This window comes from Pseudoalteromonas sp. 3D05, assembly GCF_002723455.1.
Taxonomy (GTDB): Bacteria; Pseudomonadota; Gammaproteobacteria; order Enterobacterales; family Alteromonadaceae; genus Pseudoalteromonas.
In genome coordinates, this window is record NZ_PDUS01000002.1 from 123,732 (window position 1) to 146,772 (window position 23,041).

General features: G+C 40.3%; 16 protein-coding genes. 11 read left to right on the plus strand and 5 right to left on the minus strand.

Features of this window, described 5'->3' with window-relative positions; all coding sequences use genetic code 11:
• The first annotated feature begins 2 nt into the window (after positions 1–2).
• From CSC79_RS02925 to CSC79_RS02950, 6 genes are all read left to right on the plus strand, one after another.
• Complete coding sequence (locus CSC79_RS02925) at positions 3–1,976, plus strand: acetyl-CoA carboxylase biotin carboxylase subunit (RefSeq protein WP_099293837.1); 1,974 nt, start codon at positions 3–5, stop codon at positions 1,974–1,976.
• Positions 1,969–2,880, plus strand: a complete 912-nt coding sequence (locus CSC79_RS02930) for a hydroxymethylglutaryl-CoA lyase (protein WP_099293839.1) — start codon at positions 1,969–1,971, stop codon at positions 2,878–2,880. Before CSC79_RS02925 ends, CSC79_RS02930 begins: the two co-directional genes overlap by 8 nt.
• Before the next feature lie 44 nt (positions 2,881–2,924).
• On the plus strand, positions 2,925–3,623 hold the full coding sequence (locus tag CSC79_RS02935; RefSeq protein ID WP_099293841.1) for a CoA transferase subunit A: 699 nt from the start codon (positions 2,925–2,927) through the stop codon (positions 3,621–3,623).
• 11 nt (positions 3,624–3,634) lie between these two features.
• Positions 3,635–4,291, plus strand: coding sequence for a 3-oxoacid CoA-transferase subunit B (locus CSC79_RS02940; protein ID WP_099293843.1), 657 nt, complete (start codon positions 3,635–3,637; stop codon positions 4,289–4,291).
• 550 nt (positions 4,292–4,841) lie between these two features.
• Positions 4,842–5,723: a LysR family transcriptional regulator gene (locus CSC79_RS02945; RefSeq protein WP_099293845.1), complete on the plus strand. Its 882-nt coding sequence runs from the start codon at positions 4,842–4,844 to the stop codon at positions 5,721–5,723.
• Positions 5,724–5,906: 183 nt separating this feature from the next.
• A complete protein-coding gene (locus tag CSC79_RS02950) occupies positions 5,907–6,977 on the plus strand; it encodes a GGDEF domain-containing protein (RefSeq protein WP_099293847.1) in 1,071 nt (356 codons plus the stop codon).
• 20 nt (positions 6,978–6,997) lie between these two features.
• Here the strand turns inward: CSC79_RS02950 and msrA are convergent, their stop codons facing one another.
• Positions 6,998–8,272 (minus strand): peptide-methionine (S)-S-oxide reductase MsrA, encoded by a 1,275-nt coding sequence (gene msrA / locus CSC79_RS02955; RefSeq protein ID WP_099293849.1) that lies wholly within the window; start codon positions 8,270–8,272, stop codon positions 6,998–7,000.
• Positions 8,273–8,462: 190 nt separating this feature from the next.
• On the opposite strand from msrA, the gene CSC79_RS02960 reads away from it, so the two are divergent.
• From CSC79_RS02960 to CSC79_RS02980, 5 genes are all read left to right on the plus strand, one after another.
• Positions 8,463–9,980 carry a leucyl aminopeptidase gene (locus CSC79_RS02960; RefSeq protein WP_099293851.1) on the plus strand — a complete coding sequence of 506 codons (1,518 nt, stop codon included), beginning with the start codon at positions 8,463–8,465 and terminating at the stop codon, positions 9,978–9,980.
• 296 nt (positions 9,981–10,276) lie between these two features.
• Entirely contained in the window at positions 10,277–10,966 is a 690-nt protein-coding gene (gene pxpB / locus CSC79_RS02965; RefSeq protein ID WP_237113945.1) for a 5-oxoprolinase subunit PxpB, read from the plus strand.
• Entirely contained in the window at positions 10,963–11,892 is a 930-nt protein-coding gene (locus tag CSC79_RS02970) for a biotin-dependent carboxyltransferase family protein (protein WP_099293855.1), read from the plus strand. The genes pxpB and CSC79_RS02970 overlap by 4 nt, the downstream gene beginning before the upstream one ends.
• Before the next feature lie 276 nt (positions 11,893–12,168).
• Entirely contained in the window at positions 12,169–13,836 is a 1,668-nt protein-coding gene (gene asnB, locus CSC79_RS02975) for an asparagine synthase B (RefSeq protein ID WP_099293857.1), read from the plus strand.
• Between the two features lie 427 nt (positions 13,837–14,263).
• Positions 14,264–15,838, plus strand: coding sequence for a BCCT family transporter (locus CSC79_RS02980; RefSeq protein ID WP_099293859.1), 1,575 nt, complete (start codon positions 14,264–14,266; stop codon positions 15,836–15,838).
• A 43-nt stretch (positions 15,839–15,881) separates the two neighbouring features.
• Here CSC79_RS02980 and CSC79_RS02985 read toward each other — a convergent pair whose 3' ends face one another.
• The 4 genes from CSC79_RS02985 to CSC79_RS03000 form a co-directional block, all read right to left on the minus strand.
• A complete protein-coding gene (locus tag CSC79_RS02985; RefSeq protein ID WP_099293861.1) occupies positions 15,882–16,571 on the minus strand; it encodes a 3'-5' exonuclease in 690 nt (229 codons plus the stop codon).
• A 13-nt stretch (positions 16,572–16,584) separates the two neighbouring features.
• Positions 16,585–18,483 (minus strand): DUF294 nucleotidyltransferase-like domain-containing protein, encoded by a 1,899-nt coding sequence (locus tag CSC79_RS02990; RefSeq protein ID WP_099293863.1) that lies wholly within the window; start codon positions 18,481–18,483, stop codon positions 16,585–16,587.
• A 350-nt stretch (positions 18,484–18,833) separates the two neighbouring features.
• Positions 18,834–21,911: an efflux RND transporter permease subunit gene (locus CSC79_RS02995; RefSeq protein ID WP_099293865.1), complete on the minus strand. Its 3,078-nt coding sequence runs from the start codon at positions 21,909–21,911 to the stop codon at positions 18,834–18,836.
• Positions 21,912–21,913: 2 nt separating this feature from the next.
• A complete protein-coding gene (locus CSC79_RS03000; RefSeq protein ID WP_237113946.1) occupies positions 21,914–22,930 on the minus strand; it encodes an efflux RND transporter periplasmic adaptor subunit in 1,017 nt (338 codons plus the stop codon).
• Positions 22,931–23,041 lie beyond the last annotated feature (111 nt).

Genomic DNA, 23,041 nt, shown 5'->3' on the forward strand with positions numbered 1-23,041 from the left:
CCATGAGCACACAATCATTACAAAAAATTCTTATTGCTAATCGAGGCGAAATTGCCTGTCGCGTAATGCGTACGGCAAAACAGATGGGCTTAACCACAGTAGCGGTTTATTCCGATGCAGATAAACATGCTCAGCACGTTAAATTAGCAGATGAGGCTTATCATATCGGTGCAGCACCGAGTAAAGACTCATATTTAGTAGCTGATAAAATTCTTAAAGTAGCCCTTGATGCAAACGTCGACTGCATTCATCCAGGCTATGGATTTTTATCAGAAAACAGTGAATTTGCAAAAGCCTGTGAACAAAACAGCATTGCATTTATAGGCCCACCTGCAAGTAGTATTGAAGCTATGGGGTCTAAAACGCGTGCGAAAGAAATCATGGCTGCGGCAAATGTACCTTTAGTTCCGGGATACTACGGCGATAACCAAGAGCCCGATTTCCTTCAAGCAGAAGCCGATAAAATTGGCTACCCTGTGCTTATTAAAGCTGCTTTTGGTGGCGGTGGTAAGGGCATGCGGATCGTTGAACACGCCAAAGACTTTTTAACAGCATTGCAAGGAGCTCAACGCGAGGCCATTGCGGGTTTTGGTAACGATCTGGTGTTACTGGAGCGCTATGTTAATAAGCCTCGTCATGTTGAAGTACAAGTGTTTGCTGATAATCACGGTAACTGCGTGTATTTAGGCGATCGCGATTGCTCTTTACAACGTCGTCACCAAAAAGTGATTGAAGAAGCACCTGCTCCGGGTCTTAGCGATGAACTTCGTAAAGAAATGGGCGAAGCTGCGGTGCGATGTGCATTAGCTATCAATTATCGTGGTGCTGGTACGGTAGAGTTTTTACTGTGTGGCGATGAATTCTTCTTTATGGAAATGAATACGCGTTTACAAGTAGAACACCCAGTAACCGAAATGGTCACGGGAGTTGATTTAGTTAATTGGCAAATCAATGTGGCTGCTGGTAACACCCTACCATTAGAGCAATCTGATATCGTACTGCAAGGCCATAGTTTCGAAGCGCGTATTTATGCAGAAGATCCAAGCAATGACTTTATTCCATGTTCTGGCACGCTCGATGGCTTGTATATACCAGCTGAATCTGAGTTTGTACGTATAGACACAGGTATCAAACAAGGGGATGAAATAAGCCCGTTTTATGACCCCATGATCGCAAAACTCATCGTTCATGATGATACCCGTGCTGCTGCGCTTTCACGTTTAAGTACTGCTCTTGAGCAATTTCATTTAGCTGGATTTAGCTGTAACGTTAGCTTTTTACATAACTTAGCCAATCATCAAACCTTCAAACAAGGTGCACCAGATACGCACTTTATTGAAGAGCAAGGCGATGCATTGATATCTAATGATGCTGCGTTAAATACCTATAGCAACGTTATCGCTGCATTTTGCTACTTAACACAGTTAAATAGTCATAGCGTGAACCCTTGGGATCAGCTAACTGGCTTTATGCTAAACCGTGATCCAGTTATTACTATTCCTTTTAGCGACAGCCCTATCACAGCGACTAAGTTAAGTGATGGTTTTGCAATTCATTCAGATTCAGTTGACTATACAACCACTGGCACAATTGAAAATAACCTGTGTCAGGTGTTTATAAACGGTGATAAGCATACCTGTCATGTTGTTAATACCGCCAACACTATTACAGTGATGTACAAAGCACTACAAACAACGTTTGAATTAATAGACAAACATTACATAAGTGACCATGAAAGTGAGGCTCTGCCGCTTGCAGCTCCTCTTAATGGTACTGTGGTTAAGCACCTTGTTGAAGTCGGTAAAGAAATACAAAAAGGTGATGCAGTTGTTATTATTGAAGCGATGAAGATGGAGTATACCCTCAACGCACCGCACGATGGCATTTTGCAAAGTTATTGCTTTGCTGAAGGTGAATTGGTAAGTCATGGTGCCCTGCTTGCTATCGTAACTGATGAGAGTACCGCAGATGAGTAACACATTGCCTACACAAGTACGAATTGTAGAAGTGGGTGCGCGAGATGGCCTGCAAAATGAAAGCGCTGTTAGCACCCAAGACAAAGTGTCACTCATCAACGCTCTTGCTGCAGCAGGGATCCACGATATCGAAGCCGGTGCATTTGTATCACCTAAGTGGGTGCCGCAAATGGCTGATTCGCGTGACGTGATTAACTCTCTAAATCTGCCAAATAATAACTTAACCGCCCTCACACCAAATTTAAAAGGGGCACAGGCGGCGCATGAAGTGGGCATAAAAGAGTTTGCTATATTCACCGCTGCCAGTGAGTCTTTTTGCCAGAAGAACATCAACTGTTCAATTGAACAAAGCATTGCCCGTTTTGCTGATGTTATGGAATTTGCCAGACAACATAATATACGTGTACGTGGCTACGTAAGCTGTGTACTAGGTTGCCCCTACGAAGGCGACATAAGCCCGCAACGCGTATTAGAAGTGAGTCAAATGTTGTTAGACCTTGGCTGCTATGAAATAAGCCTCGGTGACACCATAGGTGTAGGCACAGCTAAAAAGGTGGATGATTTATTTGATGTATTGTTGGCGCATATTGATAAATCATTGTTAGCAGTTCACTTTCACGACACTTACGGCCAAGCGCTCACAAATATTTACACAGCCTTAAACCGAGGTATAGCAACGGTTGACAGTGCAGTAGCAGGGCTTGGCGGCTGTCCTTATGCTAAGGGAGCGTCAGGAAATGTTGCCACTGAAGATGTTGTTTACTTACTGCAAGGGCTTGGCATAGAGCATGGAATTGATTTAGAAAGACTAGTTAACGCTGGTTGGGCTATTTGTAGTGCATTAAACAAACAACCTGTGAGCAAAGTGTCATTAGCTTTAAAAAATCAATCTACTGACCAATAATTAATGTATTGGTTTACGACGTAATCATATTAAGGAGTGGGCCCATGGCCGGTTTCGATAAAGTAGTTTCAAGTTATGAAGCTGCAATGGAAGGTTTAAAGGATGGCGATACAATCATAGCCGGTGGCTTTGGTTTATGTGGCATCCCAGAAGGGCTTATTAACGAAATAAAGCGTAAGCAAACTAAAGATCTAACCGTGGTATCAAATAACTGCGGTGTTGATGATTTTGGTCTTGGAATTTTACTGCACGACAAACAAATTAAAAAAATTATCGCATCTTATGTCGGTGAAAACGCATTATTCGAACAGCAGCTGTTAAATGGTGAAATTGATGTAGTTCTTACCCCCCAAGGTACTTTAGCTGAAAAAATGCGTGCCGGTGGTGCAGGCATACCAGCATTTTATACTGCAACAGGTTACGGTACACCGGTAGCGCAAGGTAAAGAAGTAAAAGAATTTGACGGCCGCCCTTATATTCTTGAAGAATCGATTACGGGTGAATTTGCTATTGTAAAAGCGTGGAAAGCTGATCGTTATGGCAATCTAGTGTTTCGTCATACCGCAATGAATTTCAACCCTATGGCAGCAACAGCAGGTAAAATTACCGTTGCAGAGGTTGAAGAAATTGTTGAACCAGGAGAGCTTGAACCGAGCCAAATTCATACCCCTGGCATTTTTGTTAACCGTGTTATCAAAGGTAATTTTGAAAAACGCATTGAACGCATCACCACCAGCGATTAGGAGTAACGAGCATGGCATTATCACGTGAACAAGTCGCAATGCGGGTTGCGCAAGAGCTTCAAGATGGTTATTACGTAAATTTAGGTATCGGTATCCCTACCCTTGTGGCTAACTACGTACCTGATGGTATTGAAGTTATGCTTCAGTCTGAAAATGGTCTACTCGGTATGGGTCAGTACCCAACAAAAGACCAAGTTGATGCTGATATGATTAACGCGGGTAAAGAAACCGTGACAGCAGCGACAGGTGCTGCCATATTTAATAGTGCAGATAGTTTTGCAATGATCCGTGGTGGTCATGTAGACTTAACAGTCTTAGGTGCATTTGAAGTTGACCAGAACGGAAACATCGCCTCGTGGATGATCCCAAAAAAGCTGATTAAAGGCATGGGTGGTGCGATGGACCTTGTTGCTGGTGCAAAGAATATTATTGTTACTATGACCCATGCAAGTAAACATGGTGATTCAAAACTTCTTGAAAGTTGTTCTTTACCACTAACAGGTGTTAACTGTGTAAAGAAAATAGTAACCGATTTAGCCGTTTTAGAAGTGAAAGACGGCGCATTTCATTTATTAGAACGCGCCCCTGGTGTGTCAGTCGATGAAATAATTAGCAAAACAGCAGGTAAATTACTTGTTGATGGTGAAGTCCCTGAGATGGTTTTTTAAACCAGACCGACTCACCCTGTACCGACCTCATTCCCAGTGCCAATGGCGCTGAGTTACCCAAAATCCCTCTTACGAGGGATTTTTTTTGTCTGTAATTCACTGCACCAATGTATAGCAAGCATATTTTTTATTGCCCCAATGTAGTTAAATTGCTGACATATCGGTTAAGTAACCTGAACTCTGGATAATAAATCTATCTCCAGCGGCTACTTTCAACGCTAACTGCGTTGAATTTACTTGCATTAGGCCAGCTATTGACGCATAAATTCGCCTTGTTATCGCTAAAAGTCTCCGGCTGGAGACTAATAAATATATTTGTGATTTAATATCAATACATTAGTACATCTCTTAACCAGAGTTCAGGTTAAGTAGCTAAAGTGGCGATTAAAAAAGAGTAACACTGGTTATTGTATTTTTAATAACCGCAATATGTTCACTTTTTACTAATAAAAGCAAAAATTAACCTGTTAACTAACTAAAAAAGCTAAGTCTTTGCAAATTGGGTTATTTATTGCTTAACTAACCTTATTGAGAATTACTAACATCGACTATGCAAACACCTATCAGAGGGTTACGTTCATTTTGTTTTGCGGCAAGAACGTTAAGCTTTAAAGAAGCCGCTAACCAGCTTTACCTAACACCATCCGCTGTGAGCCATCAGATTAAACAATTGGAAGAGCAGCTAGGTATTGAGCTTTTTGAGCGTCAAACACGTTCAATCCGGTTAACATCCGCAGGGAAAAACTTTTATGATTCTGTTTCACCTTTGATAAAAGCACTCGAAAAGACCATAACGGAATTTAGTCAGCTACAAGAAAATGTAAATATTAGTATTACCTTACCTGAGTTTTTTGCCAGTGAACTATTAATGCCAAAACTCAGTGAATGGACCACTGAACACCCAAATACAAATTTGCAATTAAACACCATGAAAACGCGCAAAGAGCTGACTAAACAAAGTGACTTATCAATTGTTCTATCATCCTCTAAGCCAATTGAAGGTGTTGTACACGAACTGTTTTCATTATCGTATTCACCGGCATGTAATAAACAAAACTGGGAAGCATGGAAAGATGCCCCCTTTCAAGCACTCAATGAAGTGCCGTTAATATTGCATAAAGCACGCCCTTGGGCTTGGCACCAATGGGCAGAACATGCCGGCATTGAAGATTTTGCTCCTAAACAAATTATTCAAATAGACAGTATGTTTGGTGTTGCACGCGCAGCTCAGCAAGGTATGGGAATTGCACTTATCCCATTACCTATTAGCCAGACATGGTTTGAAGAGCAATGGCTATTTAGTTTTACTGACCTTCCTTTAAAAACAAAAGATAAATACTATTTAGTCCAGCATGAACCAAGTGAATCAAATGCTTCGTTAGAATTATTCATAAAATGGATATTAGATACCTTTAAACATCTTAAATTATGACAGTTCAATAAGTTACTCTTAGAGAATACTTTACTTCTTTAACTTTTATCCTAGTATTTAATTTAGTTAGGTATTAAGCAGCGCTATCTATTGATAACTAAATTTGTTGTGTTACCAATCAATTTGAGGGAATAAAGTTGAAAATAGCCCAAATATTGTCTTTTGACATCTGCGGAGCAACGCATGAGTAGAACTGATACCACGCTACTTGAACAAATGCAGATCAGCGACCTTGAAATTGCCAATAGGATGGAGTTACTAAGCTTAACTAAATCTTCCCTTTCACAAATAGCTCAGCATAAACAACTCATTGAAGATAATATCGATTTAATAGTTGATGATTTTTATGAAAAACAAACTGAAATTGATGAAATATCTTTACTCATTGGTGATGCGGAAACACTTACGCGGCTAAGAAATGCACAACGTAAATACGTCATTGACCTGTTTTCTGGGAGTTACGACAGTAACTACGTTAATAACCGGTTACGCATAGGCATGGTCCACAAACGCATAGGCGTTGAACCAAAACTGTATCTTTCAGCAGTTAAAACGCTTAAAGAATTGATAGCTGCTGTATTAAAAAATAATATTAACGACCCCTCTAAATTGGAAAGTACATTAACAACGCTAGAAAATTTATTTTATTTTGATACAACACTCGTATTCGATACCTATATTGGAAGTCTACTGGGTGAAATTGAGTCAGCAAAAAGAAAGACAGAACAATACGCGAAAAGTCTTGAGATGAAAGTAGCTGAGCGAACCTTGCAATTAGAAGAGCAAACACGATTAGATCCACTTACCCGCATTTATAACCACCGTGCTATGCAGGATGTGCTAAGAAGAGAGCTTGCCGTTGCTAAAAGGCGCGATAGTAACTTATCTTTTATTTACATTGATGTTGATAACTTTAAAGAGATTAACGATCTTGAAGGTCATTTAAAAGGCAACGAGGTACTTAAGTTTATTGCTAATGTATTGACAAGCTGCATTAGAGAAGTCGATCTTGCCTGTCGTTACGGTGGAGATGAATTTTGTATTATTTTACCTGATTGTGCCATCGAACAAACTGAGATTATTTGTAATCGTATCATTGAGCAGTTTACTAATAGCTACCCTAAATATGCATTGAGCATGGGGGTTTCTGGTGTTATGCCTGGTAAAAGCTTAGATTCTGACGCAATCATAAAACAAGCTGACGACAAAATGTACCTGGCAAAGAAAGAACCAGGTTCATTTGTCTGTTATTAACGTAACTTAAATTATTAAATTTAGCGAGGTATAAATTCTAATACAGTGGCATTAATGCAGTACCTATCCTGATTATTTGGCCCTTCTTTTGGGAATAAATGCCCTAGATGAATACCACTGGATTTAGATCTGATTTCTATTCTTTGCATACCATAGCTATTATCTTCGTGTTCTGTGACTGAACCTTTTACCGGGTGTGTAAAAGATAACCAACCGGTGCCTGATTTAAATCTATCTTGGGTATCGAATAAAGGTACACCACTGAGCTTATCAACAAATTGGCCATCCGGCGTATTTTTAAAAATATCATATTGCTTACAAAACGGGCTGTCTGTGCGTGAATTAAAAGCCACTTTATAGGCCTCGCTATCACCTAGCTTAAACGCGCCTAATACTTTATAAAAATCGAGTCTGTTAATGAAACCTTGGTGTGAGAAAACCTCTTTACCATCTACTAAAAAAATCAACGTTGGTGTGGCCCAAGTAGGCGATGAAATAGTTAACTGATCAAGTTCATCTGCTTTACGGTATGTGATTGCAATAGTGCCTTTGTAATCATTAGTTACTTCTTTTTTAAGTTTTTCACAATAAGGACAGTAATCATTTGAATCAATAATCACTATCTGCTTGCCTATTAACAGCGCACTATTATCTATTTTTGCTTTATCTACTTTGTTAAACACCACTCCCGTCGAATGATCTGGGCAATACCCATCTGGGTTTTTAGCAATATAGTCTTGATGATAAGATTCAGCTTTATAGAAGGTATCTAAAGGTTTAATTATGGTTTTTATATCGCCATAGCCGGCTTTAGACAGGTAAGTTTGATATTCCTGTTTTAACTTATTTGCAAGCTCACGTTGCTCTTCATTGCTCGTCAGAATAGTTGAACGATATTGGGTGCCAATGTCATTACCTTGACGATTTAGTTGAGTTGGATCGTGACTTTCAAAATATTTTTTGAGCAGTGTTTCAGTCGATATTCGGTTTGTATTGTATGTAACTTGAACAACTTCAGCATAGTTATTTTCACTAAAACGTCTAGATGGAGCCGTTATATTTCTATAGGACGCTTTAAATCCGCTGCCATCTGCATAACCAGATACAGCATTGACAACACCAGGTAAAGCTTCGTATCGTTTTTCCGCCCCCCAAAAACAGCCCGAGCCCAAAACTAACGTTTGTACATGCATGCTCGCTTGCATTGGACTGTCATTTTTTGCGTTTAAAGCATACCCCGTTAAGCTCACTGTTATTAAAGATGTACACAGAATTAACTTTGTCATCTTGCCCATAATATTTAGCTCCTTAAACCACAACTACTCAAATAGACCAAATAAGTAATTAAATAATTTCATTAAAGCTGCTAAATACTTTTTACAATAAATCTATACTCGTCGCTTTATATCAAAGCTTCACCGTGAAAAACTTAATATAAAGACCGAAATAAGGTAAAAAGCACTTTTATTTTATATTGGTGTGATCATGAAAAATATATTAAAAACTTCAGCTTTAACTCTTGCACTCGCAGTTAGTACGCAAGTAAGTGCAGCAAAGTTTAAGTTTTCAACAGAAATTGATAGTTCAGCACAAACCGTTGTTGTATTTTTTAGCCAAGATGGCGATAACGTACAATTTAAAGCGGTAGATAAACAATTAAATGAACTTCTTGCTCATACTGTTGACGTTAAAGGCTACAAAGGAAAAGTAGGTGAAGTATTAGACGTAATTACCCCTAAAGGTAGTCAGCATCAACGTATTTTGGTTGTTGGTACAGGTGAAATTGAGAAACTTGATAAAGCAGCGATAGCAAAATTAGGTGGCGATGTTCACGCAAAACTTTTAGCAAATAAAGTAAATTCAGCCAGTGTTCTATTTGATGACGTAAAAGGTGCTTCTAATAATGCACAGCTAGCTGCAAACTTTGCTCACGGTGCTAATTTAAGAGATCACCGTTTTGAAAAATATAAAGAAGAGCCAAACACTGCCACGATAAGCTATGCTTTTGACGTTGCTGATACCGATAAAACCCGTACCCAATACTCTATTTTACAAAGTATCCAAGAAGGTGTTTTTTTAGCGCGTGATTTAACCTCTGAAGTCGCCACTGAAATGACCCCTGTAGATTTTGCCAATGCTGCAAAAGAACTACAAAGTCTTGGCGTAACAGTCTCGGTGCTAGAACCTAAAGAATTGAAAAAGTTAGGCATGGGCGCGCTTGAAGCTGTTGGCCGTGGTAGCCAACAAGGTGCACGTTTAGTTGTTGCTCATTACAAAGGTTCAAATGACAGCCCTATTGCGTTGGTTGGTAAAGGTATTACGTTTGACTCGGGTGGTTACAGTATAAAAACAGGCGCATCTATTGCCAGAATGAAATCTGACATGGCAGGCGCGGCTGCTGTTCTAGGTACAGTAAAAGCAATGGCATTAGCCAAAGCCGATAAAAACGTGGTTGCTGTAATGGGCATGGCTGCTAACATGGTATCACAATTTGCTGTAGCCCCTGGCGATGTTGTTCGCACAGCAGAAGGTTTAAGCGTTGAAATTGTAAACACAGACGCTGAAGGTCGTTTAGTGTTAAGTGATGCTATGTGGTATGCAAGAAAGCACTTCAGACCAGAAATCATGATTGACGTAGCAACACTTACCGGCTCTAAAATTAGAGCTGTTGGCAATGACTATGCAGCAATATTCTCTGATGATGATTCACTTATCTCTGAACTGACATTTGCTGGTAAAGCAGTAAATGAAAACGTATGGCGTTTACCTTTAGGCTATAAAGATGCATTAAGTTCAGACATAGCTGACCTTAAAAACATAGGCTCTAGCGGTCCTGGTGCTACAACAGCAGCTAGCTTTTTAGAACATTTTGCCGGTGAAACGCGTTGGGTCCATATCGATATTGCTGGAAATGCGTTAGCAACCAAAGGCAAAGGAGAAATTTCACCCGGTGGTACTGGCTTTGGCGTTCGTTTATTATCTGAATGGTTATTAAATAACTAATATACCCAAACAGCATCAAGATGCGAATATCAGTTGAATTAAAAGTGATTTAGGCAAAGCCTTGATTGCAAATAATGGGTGTTCCCTTGTAAAAAAGAATTGCCATTGTTGCAAAGTAGCGCCTTAATATTGAGCCCTGAAAAACGCTGAGCTCTGCATCTTGAGCAAGCTTGGGTACAAAAGCATGCATCATTAGTTCAAATGGTGCATGCTTTAATTAGCGTGTTTAACTGCCCTCCTGTTGTTCAACTTTTATTCCTGTAAACATATTGTCTTTATTGTGCTAGTTTAGCAGTATGAATAATTACAGTATCAACGTAATGAATTTACAGCAAAATGTTAAAATCACTGCTACCAGTTCCCATACTCTGTTTTTAGATGCCACCCATCTAAAAGATCCCCTTTTATCCGTGCAAAAGAAGATATGGGCTTTAGTAAAGCGATGCAAAGCAACCGCTGCTTTCATTGATATTGTTCCAGCTATGAACTCATTAACTTTATACTTGGCTAATTCAGATGATAGTAACCAATGGCAAGAAAAGTTATTACTTTGGTGGGAAACAACAGACATTGAAGAAAATAAAGGCACTCATCATAAAATTATCACTCAATATGGCGGTAATACCGGGGCTGATCTTGAGTTTATTGCTGAACATCACGGTGTATCAACCCAGCGAGTAATCGAATTACACACCAGTGTTACTTACCACGTTTTATTTTTGGGTTTTAAGCCTGGTTTTACTTACATACACGGCTTACCTAGTGAGCTTCATACACCTCGTCGTTCTGAACCGAGAACGCATGTGCCTAAAGGCTCTGTGGCTATAGGCGCAGATCAAACAGGAATTTACCCAGCTGATTCACCTGGTGGTTGGCATATCATTGGTCACACTGATTTTAGTTTATTCGATTGGCAAAAAGCTCCTCCGTGTGCGATAGCACCCGGTGATACATTACAATTCATATCCGATGAGGCGTTGTCATGATAGAAGTATTGAAAGCTGGTTTATTAATGAGTATTCAAGACCAAGGTCGATTTGGTTTTCGGCATATCGGAGTATCGCAGTCAGGTGCAATCGACCCATTCGCAGCAAAAATGGCAAACACCTTGCTAAAAAACGACATAGATGATGCTGTGATAGAAATTACACTGGGTCTTGCAAAGTTACTATTTAAATGTGATACCGTCATCGCTTTAATAGGTACGGACATGCAGGCTCAATTAGACGACAAACCAGTCTACCCTGGCTGGACGTATGCTATTAAGCAAGGACAAACTTTATCCTTTAAGACTGCTCGAAATGGTTTTAGAGGCTATGTTGGCGTAAAAGGCGGCGTCTTATGTGAACCTGTAATGGGCTCTCGCTCAACTGACTTGGCGGCAGGGTTTGGTGGTACAAATGGTCAAGCGCTCAAACAAGGTGATAACATTCAAATCCAACCATATTATAAAGATTGGCCTAAAAGAGGAGGAATATTACCACCAAAGCGAAATGTTATTCGCGTTCACCCAAGTATTCATGCAGACTTATTAACTGAACATGCATTACGCTCATTTTGTGAAATAAGCTGGTGTGTGAAACCACAAAGCAATCGAATGGGTGTCAGGCTTTCAAATGAAAATTCAACGTTGTCTCATAGTCACTCTCTTCCATCACTTGCTGTTAACCCCGGCTCTATCCAATTGCCACCAAATGGTGAGCCAATTGTTTTGCTGAACGATGCACAAACAACAGGGGGTTACCCCCTACTTGGCACTATCATTAGTGCAGATTTGCATCACTTTGCTCAACTAAAACCAGGTGATAGCATCCGCTTCGAATACGTCGATATGAGCACAGCAATTAAAGCACAAAAGAAAATGACAGCACACTTTGCACAGCTTGCTATCGCATTAAATAACGCCTATTAAATTTTTATTAATGCGCACCACCTTGGTGCGCTTACGCAGCATAATAATGAATTAAATACCCATATAATTGGCTTGCCGTTCATAAAATAGGCTCATCACTGGCCAGAATAAAGATAATTCCCCTCTTTAGTGCATTAACAAATATAGTGGTGCATAAATTATTCTAAAAATATTGTAAAAGCTGTGTGACTTAGTTATTTATTTCTGATAAAACAAAGGTTCGCGTATAAAATAAATCTGTTTTAAGCGCACACATGATAGGAATGAGGAGTTACTATGTGTTCAATTTTTGGTGTATTAGACATTAAGTCTGATGCCACACAGTTGCGTAGTCAAGCAATTGAAATGTCGAAGTTATTACGTCACCGCGGACCAGATTGGTCCGGCGTGTACTCATCTGATAAAGCTATTTTAGTGCATGAACGCTTAGCAATTGTTGGTGTAAGCAGTGGCGCACAACCATTATACAACCTAGAAAAAACAAATATTCTCGCTGTTAACGGGGAAATCTATAACCATAAAGAACTGGCAGCTGACTTAAAGACTGATTTTACTTTTCAAACACAATCAGATTGCGAAGTTATATTGGCGCTTTACAAAGAAAAAGGCCCTGAGTTTTTAGACGATCTAAATGGCATATTTGCTTTTTGCTTATACGATGAAGAAAATGATGCATACCTTATTGGCCGGGACCATATTGGCATCATCCCGCTTTATACAGGGCATGATGAACATGGAAATTTCTATGTTGCGTCTGAATTAAAAGCACTTTCACCTATTTGTAAACACATCGAAGAGTTTCCACCGGGTCATTACTTATACAGTAAAGACGGTGAGTTACGCCCATATTACGCGCGTGATTGGCAAACTTTTGATGCCGTTAAAAATAATGATGCTAAAGCAGAAGATGTAAAGGACGCATTAGAGGCAGCCGTTAAACGCCAATTAATGTGTGATGTACCCTATGGTGTTTTACTCTCTGGAGGTCTTGATTCATCAGTCATCTCCGCAATTACACAACGCTTTGCTGCAAAACGAATTGAAGATAATGACGAAAGTGACGCTTGGTGGCCTAAATTACATTCATTTTCAGTCGGTCTTGAAGGATCACCTGACTTAGCCGCGGCCCAAAAGGTCGCTGAGATGATTGGAACCGTGCACCACCCTATTCATTTCACAATACAAGAAGGAATAGACGCTCTAAAAGAAGTGATTTATCACATAGAGACGTATGATGTAACAACAATTCGGGCTTCAACACCGATGTATTTAATGGCGCGACAAATTAAAGCCATGGGAATAAAAATGGTGCTCTCTGGTGAAGGTGCTGACGAATTATTCGGTGGATACTTATACTTTCATAAAGCGCCAAATGCACAAGAGTTCCATGAAGAACTTAATCGTAAAGTGTCCAAGTTACACATGTTTGATTGTCTACGCGCTAACAAATCTATGGCGGCATGGGGTGTTGAAGCACGTGTGCCATTTTTGGATAAAGAATTTGTTGATGTGGCAATGCGCACCAACCCTGAAGCCAAAATGTGTAAAGACGGAAAAATTGAAAAACACATTTTACGCGAAGGTTTTGACGGCTATTTGCCCGATGAAGTTTTATGGCGTCAAAAAGAGCAGTTCTCTGATGGGGTTGGTTACAGCTGGATTGACACTTTAAAGGACTATGTAGCTGAGCAAGTAAGTGATCAAGATTTAGCGAATGCGAAATTTAAATACCCTATAAATACACCTGATTCTAAAGAAGCGTATTTTTATCGCTCAATTTTTGAGTCTCACTTCCCGGGGGATGCTGCAGCTAAGTGCGTACCACATGGTAAGTCAGTCGCTTGTTCAACACCTGAAGCACTAGCTTGGGATGCATCGTTTCAAAATAATGCTGATCCATCTGGGCGAGCTGCGGGTATTCACAATGATGCTTATACTAAGTAACTTTAGCTCTCAATAAATTTTATAAAGACTGTACAAACTTGTGCATTGTACGGTCTTTATTTTCTGCTAACATTAACATTTTGCTAGCCCTTGCTATTTATAAAATTTAAAAATGTGGTTATTTTAGCCTTTCCAAAACAAAAATATTCTCAACACTAAGCAAATTGTCATTTGAAAAGTATCTGATATTTTTATTTATCTTTTATTTTTGCCCTCCCCATGACAAATTTAACCTACTCCTGTAAGCTCTAAGAGTAATAATTAATATAAATTATGATTTTAAGGTTAAATTATTTACATTGATGAGTAAACTTCTACACTTATTCTAGTTCGTTCTTTTTAGTAAATGGTTCGTATACGAACCATACTTTAAATTTAATGCCAAATTTAGCTTAATACAAATCAAAATAAACAAATGAGGTTTTTCATGAGCGATAATCATGACAAATATAGCATTGATAATACTGATTACACTGTCGGTCAGGATAATGTGCAAAAATGGGGGTTTGATGTTCATAACCCGGTTTTTGGAACAAGCGCAGGTTTAATTCTAATTTTCTTAATCGCTGTTTTAGTCAGTGATCCACAAACTGCAAAATCCACTTTAGATGGCATTAAATTCGATATTATTAATCATTTTGATAGTTTTTTAATGTGGTCTGCCAATATATTTCTATTATTTTGTATAGGACTCATTCTTTCCCCCTACGGCAAAATTAGACTAGGCGGTGTTAATGCACGCCCAACTCACTCTCGCTTATCGTGGATGGCAATGCTGTTTGCAGCCGGCATGGGTATAGGTTTAATGTTTTGGGGCGTTGCTGAACCTGTTGCCTATTTTACTGGTTGGTATGAAACACCTTTAAACGTCACACCCAACACCCCTGAAGCTGCAAAGCTAGCGATGGGTGCAACTATGTTCCATTGGGGCTTACACCCATGGGCAATTTATGCTGTTGTTGCATTATCACTTGCCTTTTTTACTTACAATAAAGGTTTACCTCTGTCTATTAGATCAATTTTCTATCCAATACTTGGGGATAAAACATGGGGTTGGCCAGGTCATATCATTGATATTTTGGCAGTATTAGCAACTTTATTTGGCTTAGCTACTTCACTTGGACTAGGTGCACAACAGGCGTCAGCTGGTATTAACCATGTTTTCGGCTTGGAGTCTGGTGTTGGTTTACAAATACTGGTTATTGCTGTTGTCACACTACTGGCTGTGATTTCTGTTGTCCGTGGTATTGATGGCGGTGTGAAACTTCTAAGTAATGTAAACATGCTGATCGCATTTATCTTAATGACTTTTGTATGTCTTGTTGGTTTCGCTGCTGCTGTTGGCAATATTCCTACCACGGTAATGGGCTATGTTGAGAATATCATTCCACTGAGTAATCCTCATGGGCGTGAAGATGAAACCTGGATGCATGGTTGGACTGTATTTTACTGGGCTTGGTGGATATCGTGGTCACCGTTTGTTGGTATGTTTATCGCTCGTGTGTCTGAAGGACGTACTATTAGAGAGTTTTTAACAGCTGTGTTACTCATCCCAACTTTAGTCACCATATTGTGGATGTCGATTTATGGCGGTATTGCCATCGATCAAGTTGTCAGTGGCATTGGTAAGCTAGGTACTGACGGTTTAACGCAAGTGCCTCTTGCTATGTTTGAAATGTTTGATGAACTTCCTATGGCCAAGCTACTTTCATTTACTGCGGTTGTTTTGGTTTTGGTATTTTTTATTACTTCTTCGGATTCAGGCTCACTTGTAATAGACTCGATTACAGCAGGTGGCAAAGTTGATGCGCCTGTACCACAGCGTATATTTTGGGCATCTGTTGAAGGTGCAATTGCGGCCACCTTGCTTTGGGTGGGAGGCACTCAGGCTATGGAAGCTTTACAAGCTGGCGCTGTGTCTACTGGTCTGCCATTTACCGTTGTGCTGTTATTAATGTGTGTTAGCTTATTAATGGGTTTAAAGACAGAACCGAGAAGCTAAGTAACATTTACAAATAAGAACGCCGCATTGATTGCGGCGTTTTTTATACCCATAAATCACTTAGCGGTGTGTCAATGCGATAGTGATAGGCCAACTGAGCTTGTAATAACTCTGCTGTAGCCAAGGCATCCGTTAATGCATTGTGGTTGTTATAAGCGGGTAAAGAATATCGTGAACGCGAATCCGCTAACCTCACTGAATCAAGCTTTTGATTTAGTACTCTTCCTAACAGACCTTGTCGTGCTTTTAGTGCCCTTTTTTCCAATTCCATTGTATCAATAACCGCAAACTCAAGTCCTTCATTTAAACGCTCTTTTAAGGCATGGTAAAGAAAATGCCGTTCAACGGCAGCAAAGTGAACCACAATTACCTTGCCTGATAAAGCAGTGAGTAAGGGGGTTATAATTTCGGAAAAATCAGGGGCCTGATTTACCTCAGAGTGTGTAATGCCATGGATTACTATTGAGTCTTCAGCCAAAGTTTGTCTGGGCTTTACCAACCATTGCTGGCTGTCGCGACACCGAATACGCTGAGTATTAAATGGCACTAATCCAACACTGACAATATCATTATTTAAATAATCTAAACCCGTCGTTTCAAAATCAAGCGCAACCATAGGTACTTCGCTAATTGGCATTGATGGCTTGTCTACAACGCGCTGATAAAAATCATGAACCGGTTTTGTTTTGCATTGATTTAGTAGCTGCTTATAACGATTGGGCCAGCTTAGCATTTAACCTCCTTCACTATTTAATAGACACATTTGTAGAGTACTTAAATTTAAGAAAATTCTGTGCTTTATCCAAAATTGCAAAGGCCTCTTTAAGATTTCGTTGCTCAAATGGTGATAGCAGATGGGGTTCTAAGTCATTATCGGGTTGTTCATTGAGCTGCTCAATTTGCCATGCTTGATGCCTAATACGGATCATAGCAATGTACTCCAGTGCATCTCTTAAGTCTTGCGCTTTTCCTTGCGGAAGTAATTTAGACTCAATAATATCTTCAAGTCGCTCAAAAGAATTCTGCTTTCTAGAACCGATAGCCAAGGCATGTACACGTATCACATCTGATAGCGGTGCTGTACCACGTCGTTTTAAATTCATAGAACGTTTATGTTGGCCGTTATGCTCAAGTACAAAGTCTTTAAAAAAACCAAGTGGAGGGGTTCTGTTTCGGGCATTATGCGCCATATTGACAAGAAAACGTTTATTTTTCCGCCCTTCTTGGGATATAAACCGTTTTAATTCATCTGCCCATTTTAACTTCCCATACACGCCATCTAAATCAAAGAAAATTGAACTATTTAGTAAGGCTTGAGGTTTAGGCTCTGCAATCCATTGGGCAAACTGTGCTTGCCACTGGGATTTTGTTAAACGCCATTTTTTAAACGAAGCCATGATCTCACCGTCGCAATACGTATAACCACATTGCGCTAATCCGTCACAGACAAAATCCGCCAGTTTTTGAAAGTATTCATTATGCAACGACTCATCAAAACTGTTATCTAATATGAGTGCATTGTCTTGATCTGTTACGATGAGTTGTTCATCGCGAGCCATAGATCCTAATGCTATAAAGCAGTAAGGAATAGGAGGTGGGCCAAACTTTTCCTCAGCTAATACTAATAACCGCTGCTTAAACGTGCGCCCTATTACCGCCATTGCAGTACCAATCATATGTGAATTTGCATCTTCATTTACCATACGTACAAAAACACTAGGCAGCTGGCGTGCATAATAAGCTAAGTCTTCAACCGATTGCTGAGCAAGGATGCCACGTACTAGCAACAAACTGCTTTGTGACTCATAGCGTAGAACGTCGGATAACGAAATCACACCAATGGGCTTTTTCTTAACCACAACGGGAAGATGATGAATATTATCCCTGAGCATGGCTAGTACCGCCTCAAATATATAGGCGTTGCTATCAAGTAGGATTAAGTCAGTTTGCATGATTGATTGCGCAGTGAGGGTAAAGCTTTTGCCTTGCGCAATTACTTTAGTCCTTAAGTCCCTATCAGTAATTATTCCAACTACTTGACCATCATCGTCTTCAGGATCGTCACTTACGAGTTTGTCACAGTCGGTTACTAGAACAGATGACACTGACTCGCTTGTCATAATTTGCGCTACTGTTTGAATGCTGGCATCTTTTGCAACGGTAACAGCTTCACGATGAAGAAGAGATTTAACTTTAGCTGTTGTTAAGTCATTGCTATCAGCCTGCTCTACAATGGCTTGGTGCAATCTAACTGTACCACTCGCTTCAAAGAAATCAGCAAACACTTCATATTTATCGCAGTACTTATTAAATACCGACACATCAATACAATACACTAAAGTATCTTCAAGAGCCTTTGCAGGGTAACGAACTTTGCGGTTCATTAATAATCCCATTTGGCCGAAGATTCCACCGACGGTCAAACGATTATATAACTCTCCATCACGGCGATAGATTTCAACCGACCCGCTGCGAATTATATATAAATCATTAATGTCATCACCCAAATTTAAAATTGGGCTACCTGAACGATAGTAAGCAACTTCTATTTCACCTGAAAGTTGATTTAATGCATCGTCAGGTAATTCATCAAATGGTGCATGTTCACGAAGAAACGTGGCTATATCAACATGTTCGGCCTGCATAAACTAATCCTACTGAGTGCTTTACATCTATTGTGAGCCTTAACGACTATTTTTACAAAAAATAGCCGTTAAAAATATTTCGGGTCTGTTTACCTTTCAAGGTTAAATTTGCAGTAGTCTGTTTGGTATTTAGGCAGGCAGCGCCTATGTGGTGTGGTATTCCCCATAAATAGGCGATAACGCAGCATCAATGGTAAAAAGGCGCTGCCCTTCGGGTTCAGCCTAGGGGCGATTTACGCTTTGTAGCTCGGTTTTGACTCAGCCCACTAGGTTACAAACCTCGCAGCGCGATTAAACCGCCCCTATTTTAAACAAATTTTAATCCGCAAAGGTCAACAGACCCTGATAGATCAAGCTTGCTCTAGCTCTTGTGCAAGTTGATTAGTTTCATCGCCACGAGGTTTAGTAAAACGCGCCAACCCAAGATAGATAACAGGAGTCAGATAAAGGGTGAATAATACCGCTAACCCAAGACCACCGAAAACAACCCACCCAATGGCGTTTCTCGCTTCTGCACCAGCCCCTGTTGACAAGATAAGTGGCAATGCACCTAATAGGGTTGATATCAATGTCATCGTAATCGGACGTAATCGAACCAACGCTGACTGCTCAACGGCTTTTCGTACGCTAAGACCTTGATCACGTAATTGGTCAGCAAACTCAACAAGTAAAATCGCATTTTTAGCAATCAAGCCAATTAGCATGACGAGTCCAATTTGAGAATAGATATTTAATGAAGTACCCGTTAAGTAAAGTGCTAAAATGGCGGAAGTAATTCCAAATGGGACTGTTATCATAACAACAATTGCACTGTTCACATTTTCAAACTGTGCTGCTAGCACTAAAAACACAATTAAAAATGCCAATATATAGGTCATAAAGACTTCGTTAGACGTTTCTTCAAAGGTAAGGGCTTCACCTTTAAAAGCTAACGTTATCCCATCAGGTAAAGTTTGTTGGGATATATCACGAAGTTGAGTTACAAGTGATGCTATGGTCATCGATTCTGGTAATTCCATACTGAGTTCAATAGCACGACGTTGAGCATGTCTTTCTAATTCGGCTGCCACGCCCTCCTCTGTTATTTTAGCGACACTACTTAGAGGCACCAACTGTCCATTATTAGCGCTCACATAAAGGTTGGCAAGATCGCTGGGATCGCGAATTGTTTGGTTCTGTGATTGCAGCATAATTGGGATAGATTGATCGCCAATATTTAAATCTGCCACATCATCACCATTAATAGCAGCACGGAGAGTAATCGCAATATCGTTTAATGAAACACCTAATTCATCAGCCCGGCGTCTGTCGATATTTACACGTAGCTGAGGTTGCGATGGCTGATAAGATACACGCACAGAACCCACATCTGGGATTTGCTGTTCAACTTTTGCTGCAAAATCCTGAGCGGCAGAAAATATCTGCTTATAATCTTGGCCTAGTAAAGCCAATTCTATACCGCCACCTTGACCACGAAGGTTTAAACTATTTGAACCATTAGGGTATGCGGGAGCACCAGGGATACCCGTCAGCGGACCACGAATTTTATTGATGATTTCTTGTTGTGTAAAATGGCGTTCGTCCCAATGCTTAAGTGGCACTGTAATAAAAACAATGTTCGGATCCCATTGACCTACCACAGTGTAAATAGATTCTATTTCACCACTTTCAACAAATGGCAGAAGTATATCTTCCATTTTTATGGCTTGCCTATCCATAAAGTTAAGCCCGACACCATCAGGTCCACGGGAGAATATACGTATTTTACCTCTGTCTTCAGTTGGAAGAAGTTCATTTTCCAAATTAAAATACAGCGCACCAGAGCCACCTGCCACCAGTAAGCACGTAATGAGTGTTACCCAAGCATGATCAAGTACCCAGTGGATTGTTTTAGTATAAACACCTGCTAGCCAATGGCCTAGTTTTGCAAAAGGATGCCAACCGCCTTGTTTTAATTTTAGTTTTGAAGTCAGCGCGGGCACTAAAGATAACGCCACGAAACTAGAGATAATAACTGCACCGGCTAAAACCCCACCAAACTCTCTAAACAACCGCCCTGCTGTTGAAGGCAAAAAAGCAATAGGTATGAATACTGCTGCTAACACGGCAGTGGTCGCTATAACAGCAAAAAACACTTCACGAGTACCTATAACAGCTGCTGCACGTCTGCCTAACCCAAGCCCTCGTTGTCGCTGAATATTCTCACTCACAACAATTGCATCATCAACGATTAAACCGGTTGCTAATACCAATGCCAGTAAGGTTAATATATTAATTGAAAAACCAAGTGCCCATATCAACGCAAGAGAGCCAACTAACGCCACAGGGATAGCAAATGCAGGTACCAAAGTTGCGCGCCAAGAGCCAATAAACACCCACAACGTAACGATAACCAATAGAATAGTTAAAATAAGAGAGCTAATAACTTCATCGACAGAACTACGAATAAATTGGGCATCATCAGAGGTTAATGTAAATTCTAGTTCAGGAAAACGGGTTCTCATTTTATCAAGTAGGTTAAGTACTTCATCTGATATCTCGATAGTATTAGATTGTGCTTGGCGAATAACTTCCATACCAATCACAGGTTGGCCATTTAAGCGTACCATCGAACGCGGATCTGCAGGACCGAAGTATACTGCAGCAATATCACCTATACGTGTGTTATCACGTATTATCATATCGCTCACTTGCTCCGCTGTAATAGATGTTGCATCAGCACGCACAATAACTTGCTGATCTGTTGACTTTAAACTCCCTGCCGGCACATCAAACGGAGCTTGACGAAGTACTTGTGCAACATCAGGGACTGTTAGGTTAAAGCTGGCTAATTTAAGAGGATCTAATCTTACCCGCAATACACGTTGACGATCACCATTTAAGCGTACATCAGCAACACCTGGAATGGTTAAAAATTGCGGCGCTAAATCAACTTCAACCAGTTCAGTTAATTCCTCAAGTGCAATGCTATTACTTGATACTGTTAACGAGACAACAGCTTCAGCATCATTATCTGCTTTAATGATTGATACTCGTTCAACTTCTTCTGGTAATTCGCGCTGCACACGCGCTACAGATTCACGCGTTTCGTTAGCTGCATCATCTAAATTAATACCGGGTCTAAATTGCACAACTATTCGCGCGTTGCCCTCTTCACTTTGAGCACGAATTGTTTTAACGCCACTTACGCGAGCAACAGCACCTTCTAGTTTACTGGTCACTTCAGTGTCGACAGTTTCTGGTGAACCACCTGGGAAAGACGCTGAAACAGTAATTCGGGGTTGATCCACGTCAGGTAGTTCTCGCACTTCGACACCTGCGATTGCTGCAATACCCGCGATAATGATTAATAGATTCAGAACAACAATAAGGATAGGTCTACGGATTGCCATCGATGGCAAATCTTGCATCAGCGGTTGCTGTTTCATACCTACTCCTTAGAACTAGCTATAGGTGATAAAAAAGTGAGCTCTTGCTGTGGACGGAGTCTTTGCACACCTTCTACAACCAAGGTGTCATTTTCATCCAGACCACCTGACACTAACAACCTACCTGCAAGGCGTTGCTGTATTTTAACATCGACTCGGGTTGCTTTATTGTCCTTACTAACCCATACATAAGGACCGGTCGCGCCCCAGAGTAATGCAGCTTCAGGTACTGCTGCATAATTATTACCTAAAACTTCAATGTAAACTCTAAAACTCATTCCTGGAATGTAAGCATTATTTTCGTTATTTAACTTAGCTTTTACCCGCATGGTACGTGTTTGCGGGTTTATTCTTGAATCTAGGTACGCAATTTCAGCATTGACCTTTTTACTACCTTGCCACGGGATAACCGATACACTGGCGTCATTGCGTAACATTTGAATTGCAGATTCAGGGGCATCAAAATTAATATATAGAGATTGTGTGTCATCAATACTTGCAATAGCGGTTTGTGACGTGATTCTATCTCCCACTTCAATATCAGTCAGTCCCATCACACCGTCAAATGGCGCTCGAACTTGCCGATCTTCATACTCTGTCTCAGCTTGAGTTAAGGTAACTTTAGCAAGCTGTGTCACTGTTTTAGCATCATCTAAATCGCTTTGCGGAACAGCGCCTTTAGCGTGGCTTTGCATTAAGCGCTTTTGAATTCTCTGGCTGTCAGCTAATTTGATTTTAGCCTCTTCAAGTGCCGCTTTTTGTCTGCGAGAATCAAGCTCCAACAATACTTGGCCTGCTGTTACTTTATCACCCGGCTTAAAATGCACCGCAGTCACACGGTCCCCTACGGCCGGGTATAAAATGACAGAGCGGATTGCTTCTGTATTACCCACAGCCTGAACCTGTTCTTTTGCACGTTCCATTTCAACCGCTTTAACGATGACATTGGCAGCTACAGCGTGCTTGCTCAGGCTACTTAAAATACCAATAAGAATGAATAAAAGAACACGATGTTTCAAAGTAATACCTAATTAATAATTATTTTCATTATGGTACGCAGTGTAACAGCTAATTGATCAATAAAAAGGCGAGTACGATTAACTGGCTAAACAATAAGATGAATGTGTTTT

Bases quoted from the DNA above. Each gene is read 5' to 3' on its own strand.
- msrA (WP_099293849.1), bottom strand. From the start codon at position 8,272: ATGGGCAAGATGACAAAGTTAATTCTGTGTACATCTTTAATAACAGTG.
- CSC79_RS02945 (WP_099293845.1), top strand. From the start codon at position 4,842: ATGCAAACACCTATCAGAGGGTTACGTTCATTTTGTTTTGCGGCAAGA.
- CSC79_RS02985 (WP_099293861.1), bottom strand. From the start codon at position 16,571: ATGCTAAGCTGGCCCAATCGTTATAAGCAGCTACTAAATCAATGCAAA.
- CSC79_RS02940 (WP_099293843.1), top strand. From the start codon at position 3,635: ATGGCATTATCACGTGAACAAGTCGCAATGCGGGTTGCGCAAGAGCTT.
- pxpB (WP_237113945.1), top strand. From the start codon at position 10,277: ATGAATAATTACAGTATCAACGTAATGAATTTACAGCAAAATGTTAAA.
- asnB (WP_099293857.1), top strand. From the start codon at position 12,169: ATGTGTTCAATTTTTGGTGTATTAGACATTAAGTCTGATGCCACACAG.
- CSC79_RS02950 (WP_099293847.1), top strand. From the start codon at position 5,907: ATGAGTAGAACTGATACCACGCTACTTGAACAAATGCAGATCAGCGAC.
- CSC79_RS02960 (WP_099293851.1), top strand. From the start codon at position 8,463: ATGAAAAATATATTAAAAACTTCAGCTTTAACTCTTGCACTCGCAGTT.
- CSC79_RS02930 (WP_099293839.1), top strand. From the start codon at position 1,969: ATGAGTAACACATTGCCTACACAAGTACGAATTGTAGAAGTGGGTGCG.
- CSC79_RS02995 (WP_099293865.1), bottom strand. From the start codon at position 21,911: ATGAAACAGCAACCGCTGATGCAAGATTTGCCATCGATGGCAATCCGT.
- CSC79_RS02925 (WP_099293837.1), top strand. From the start codon at position 3: ATGAGCACACAATCATTACAAAAAATTCTTATTGCTAATCGAGGCGAA.
- CSC79_RS02990 (WP_099293863.1), bottom strand. From the start codon at position 18,483: ATGCAGGCCGAACATGTTGATATAGCCACGTTTCTTCGTGAACATGCA.
- CSC79_RS02970 (WP_099293855.1), top strand. From the start codon at position 10,963: ATGATAGAAGTATTGAAAGCTGGTTTATTAATGAGTATTCAAGACCAA.
- CSC79_RS02935 (WP_099293841.1), top strand. From the start codon at position 2,925: ATGGCCGGTTTCGATAAAGTAGTTTCAAGTTATGAAGCTGCAATGGAA.
- CSC79_RS02980 (WP_099293859.1), top strand. From the start codon at position 14,264: ATGAGCGATAATCATGACAAATATAGCATTGATAATACTGATTACACT.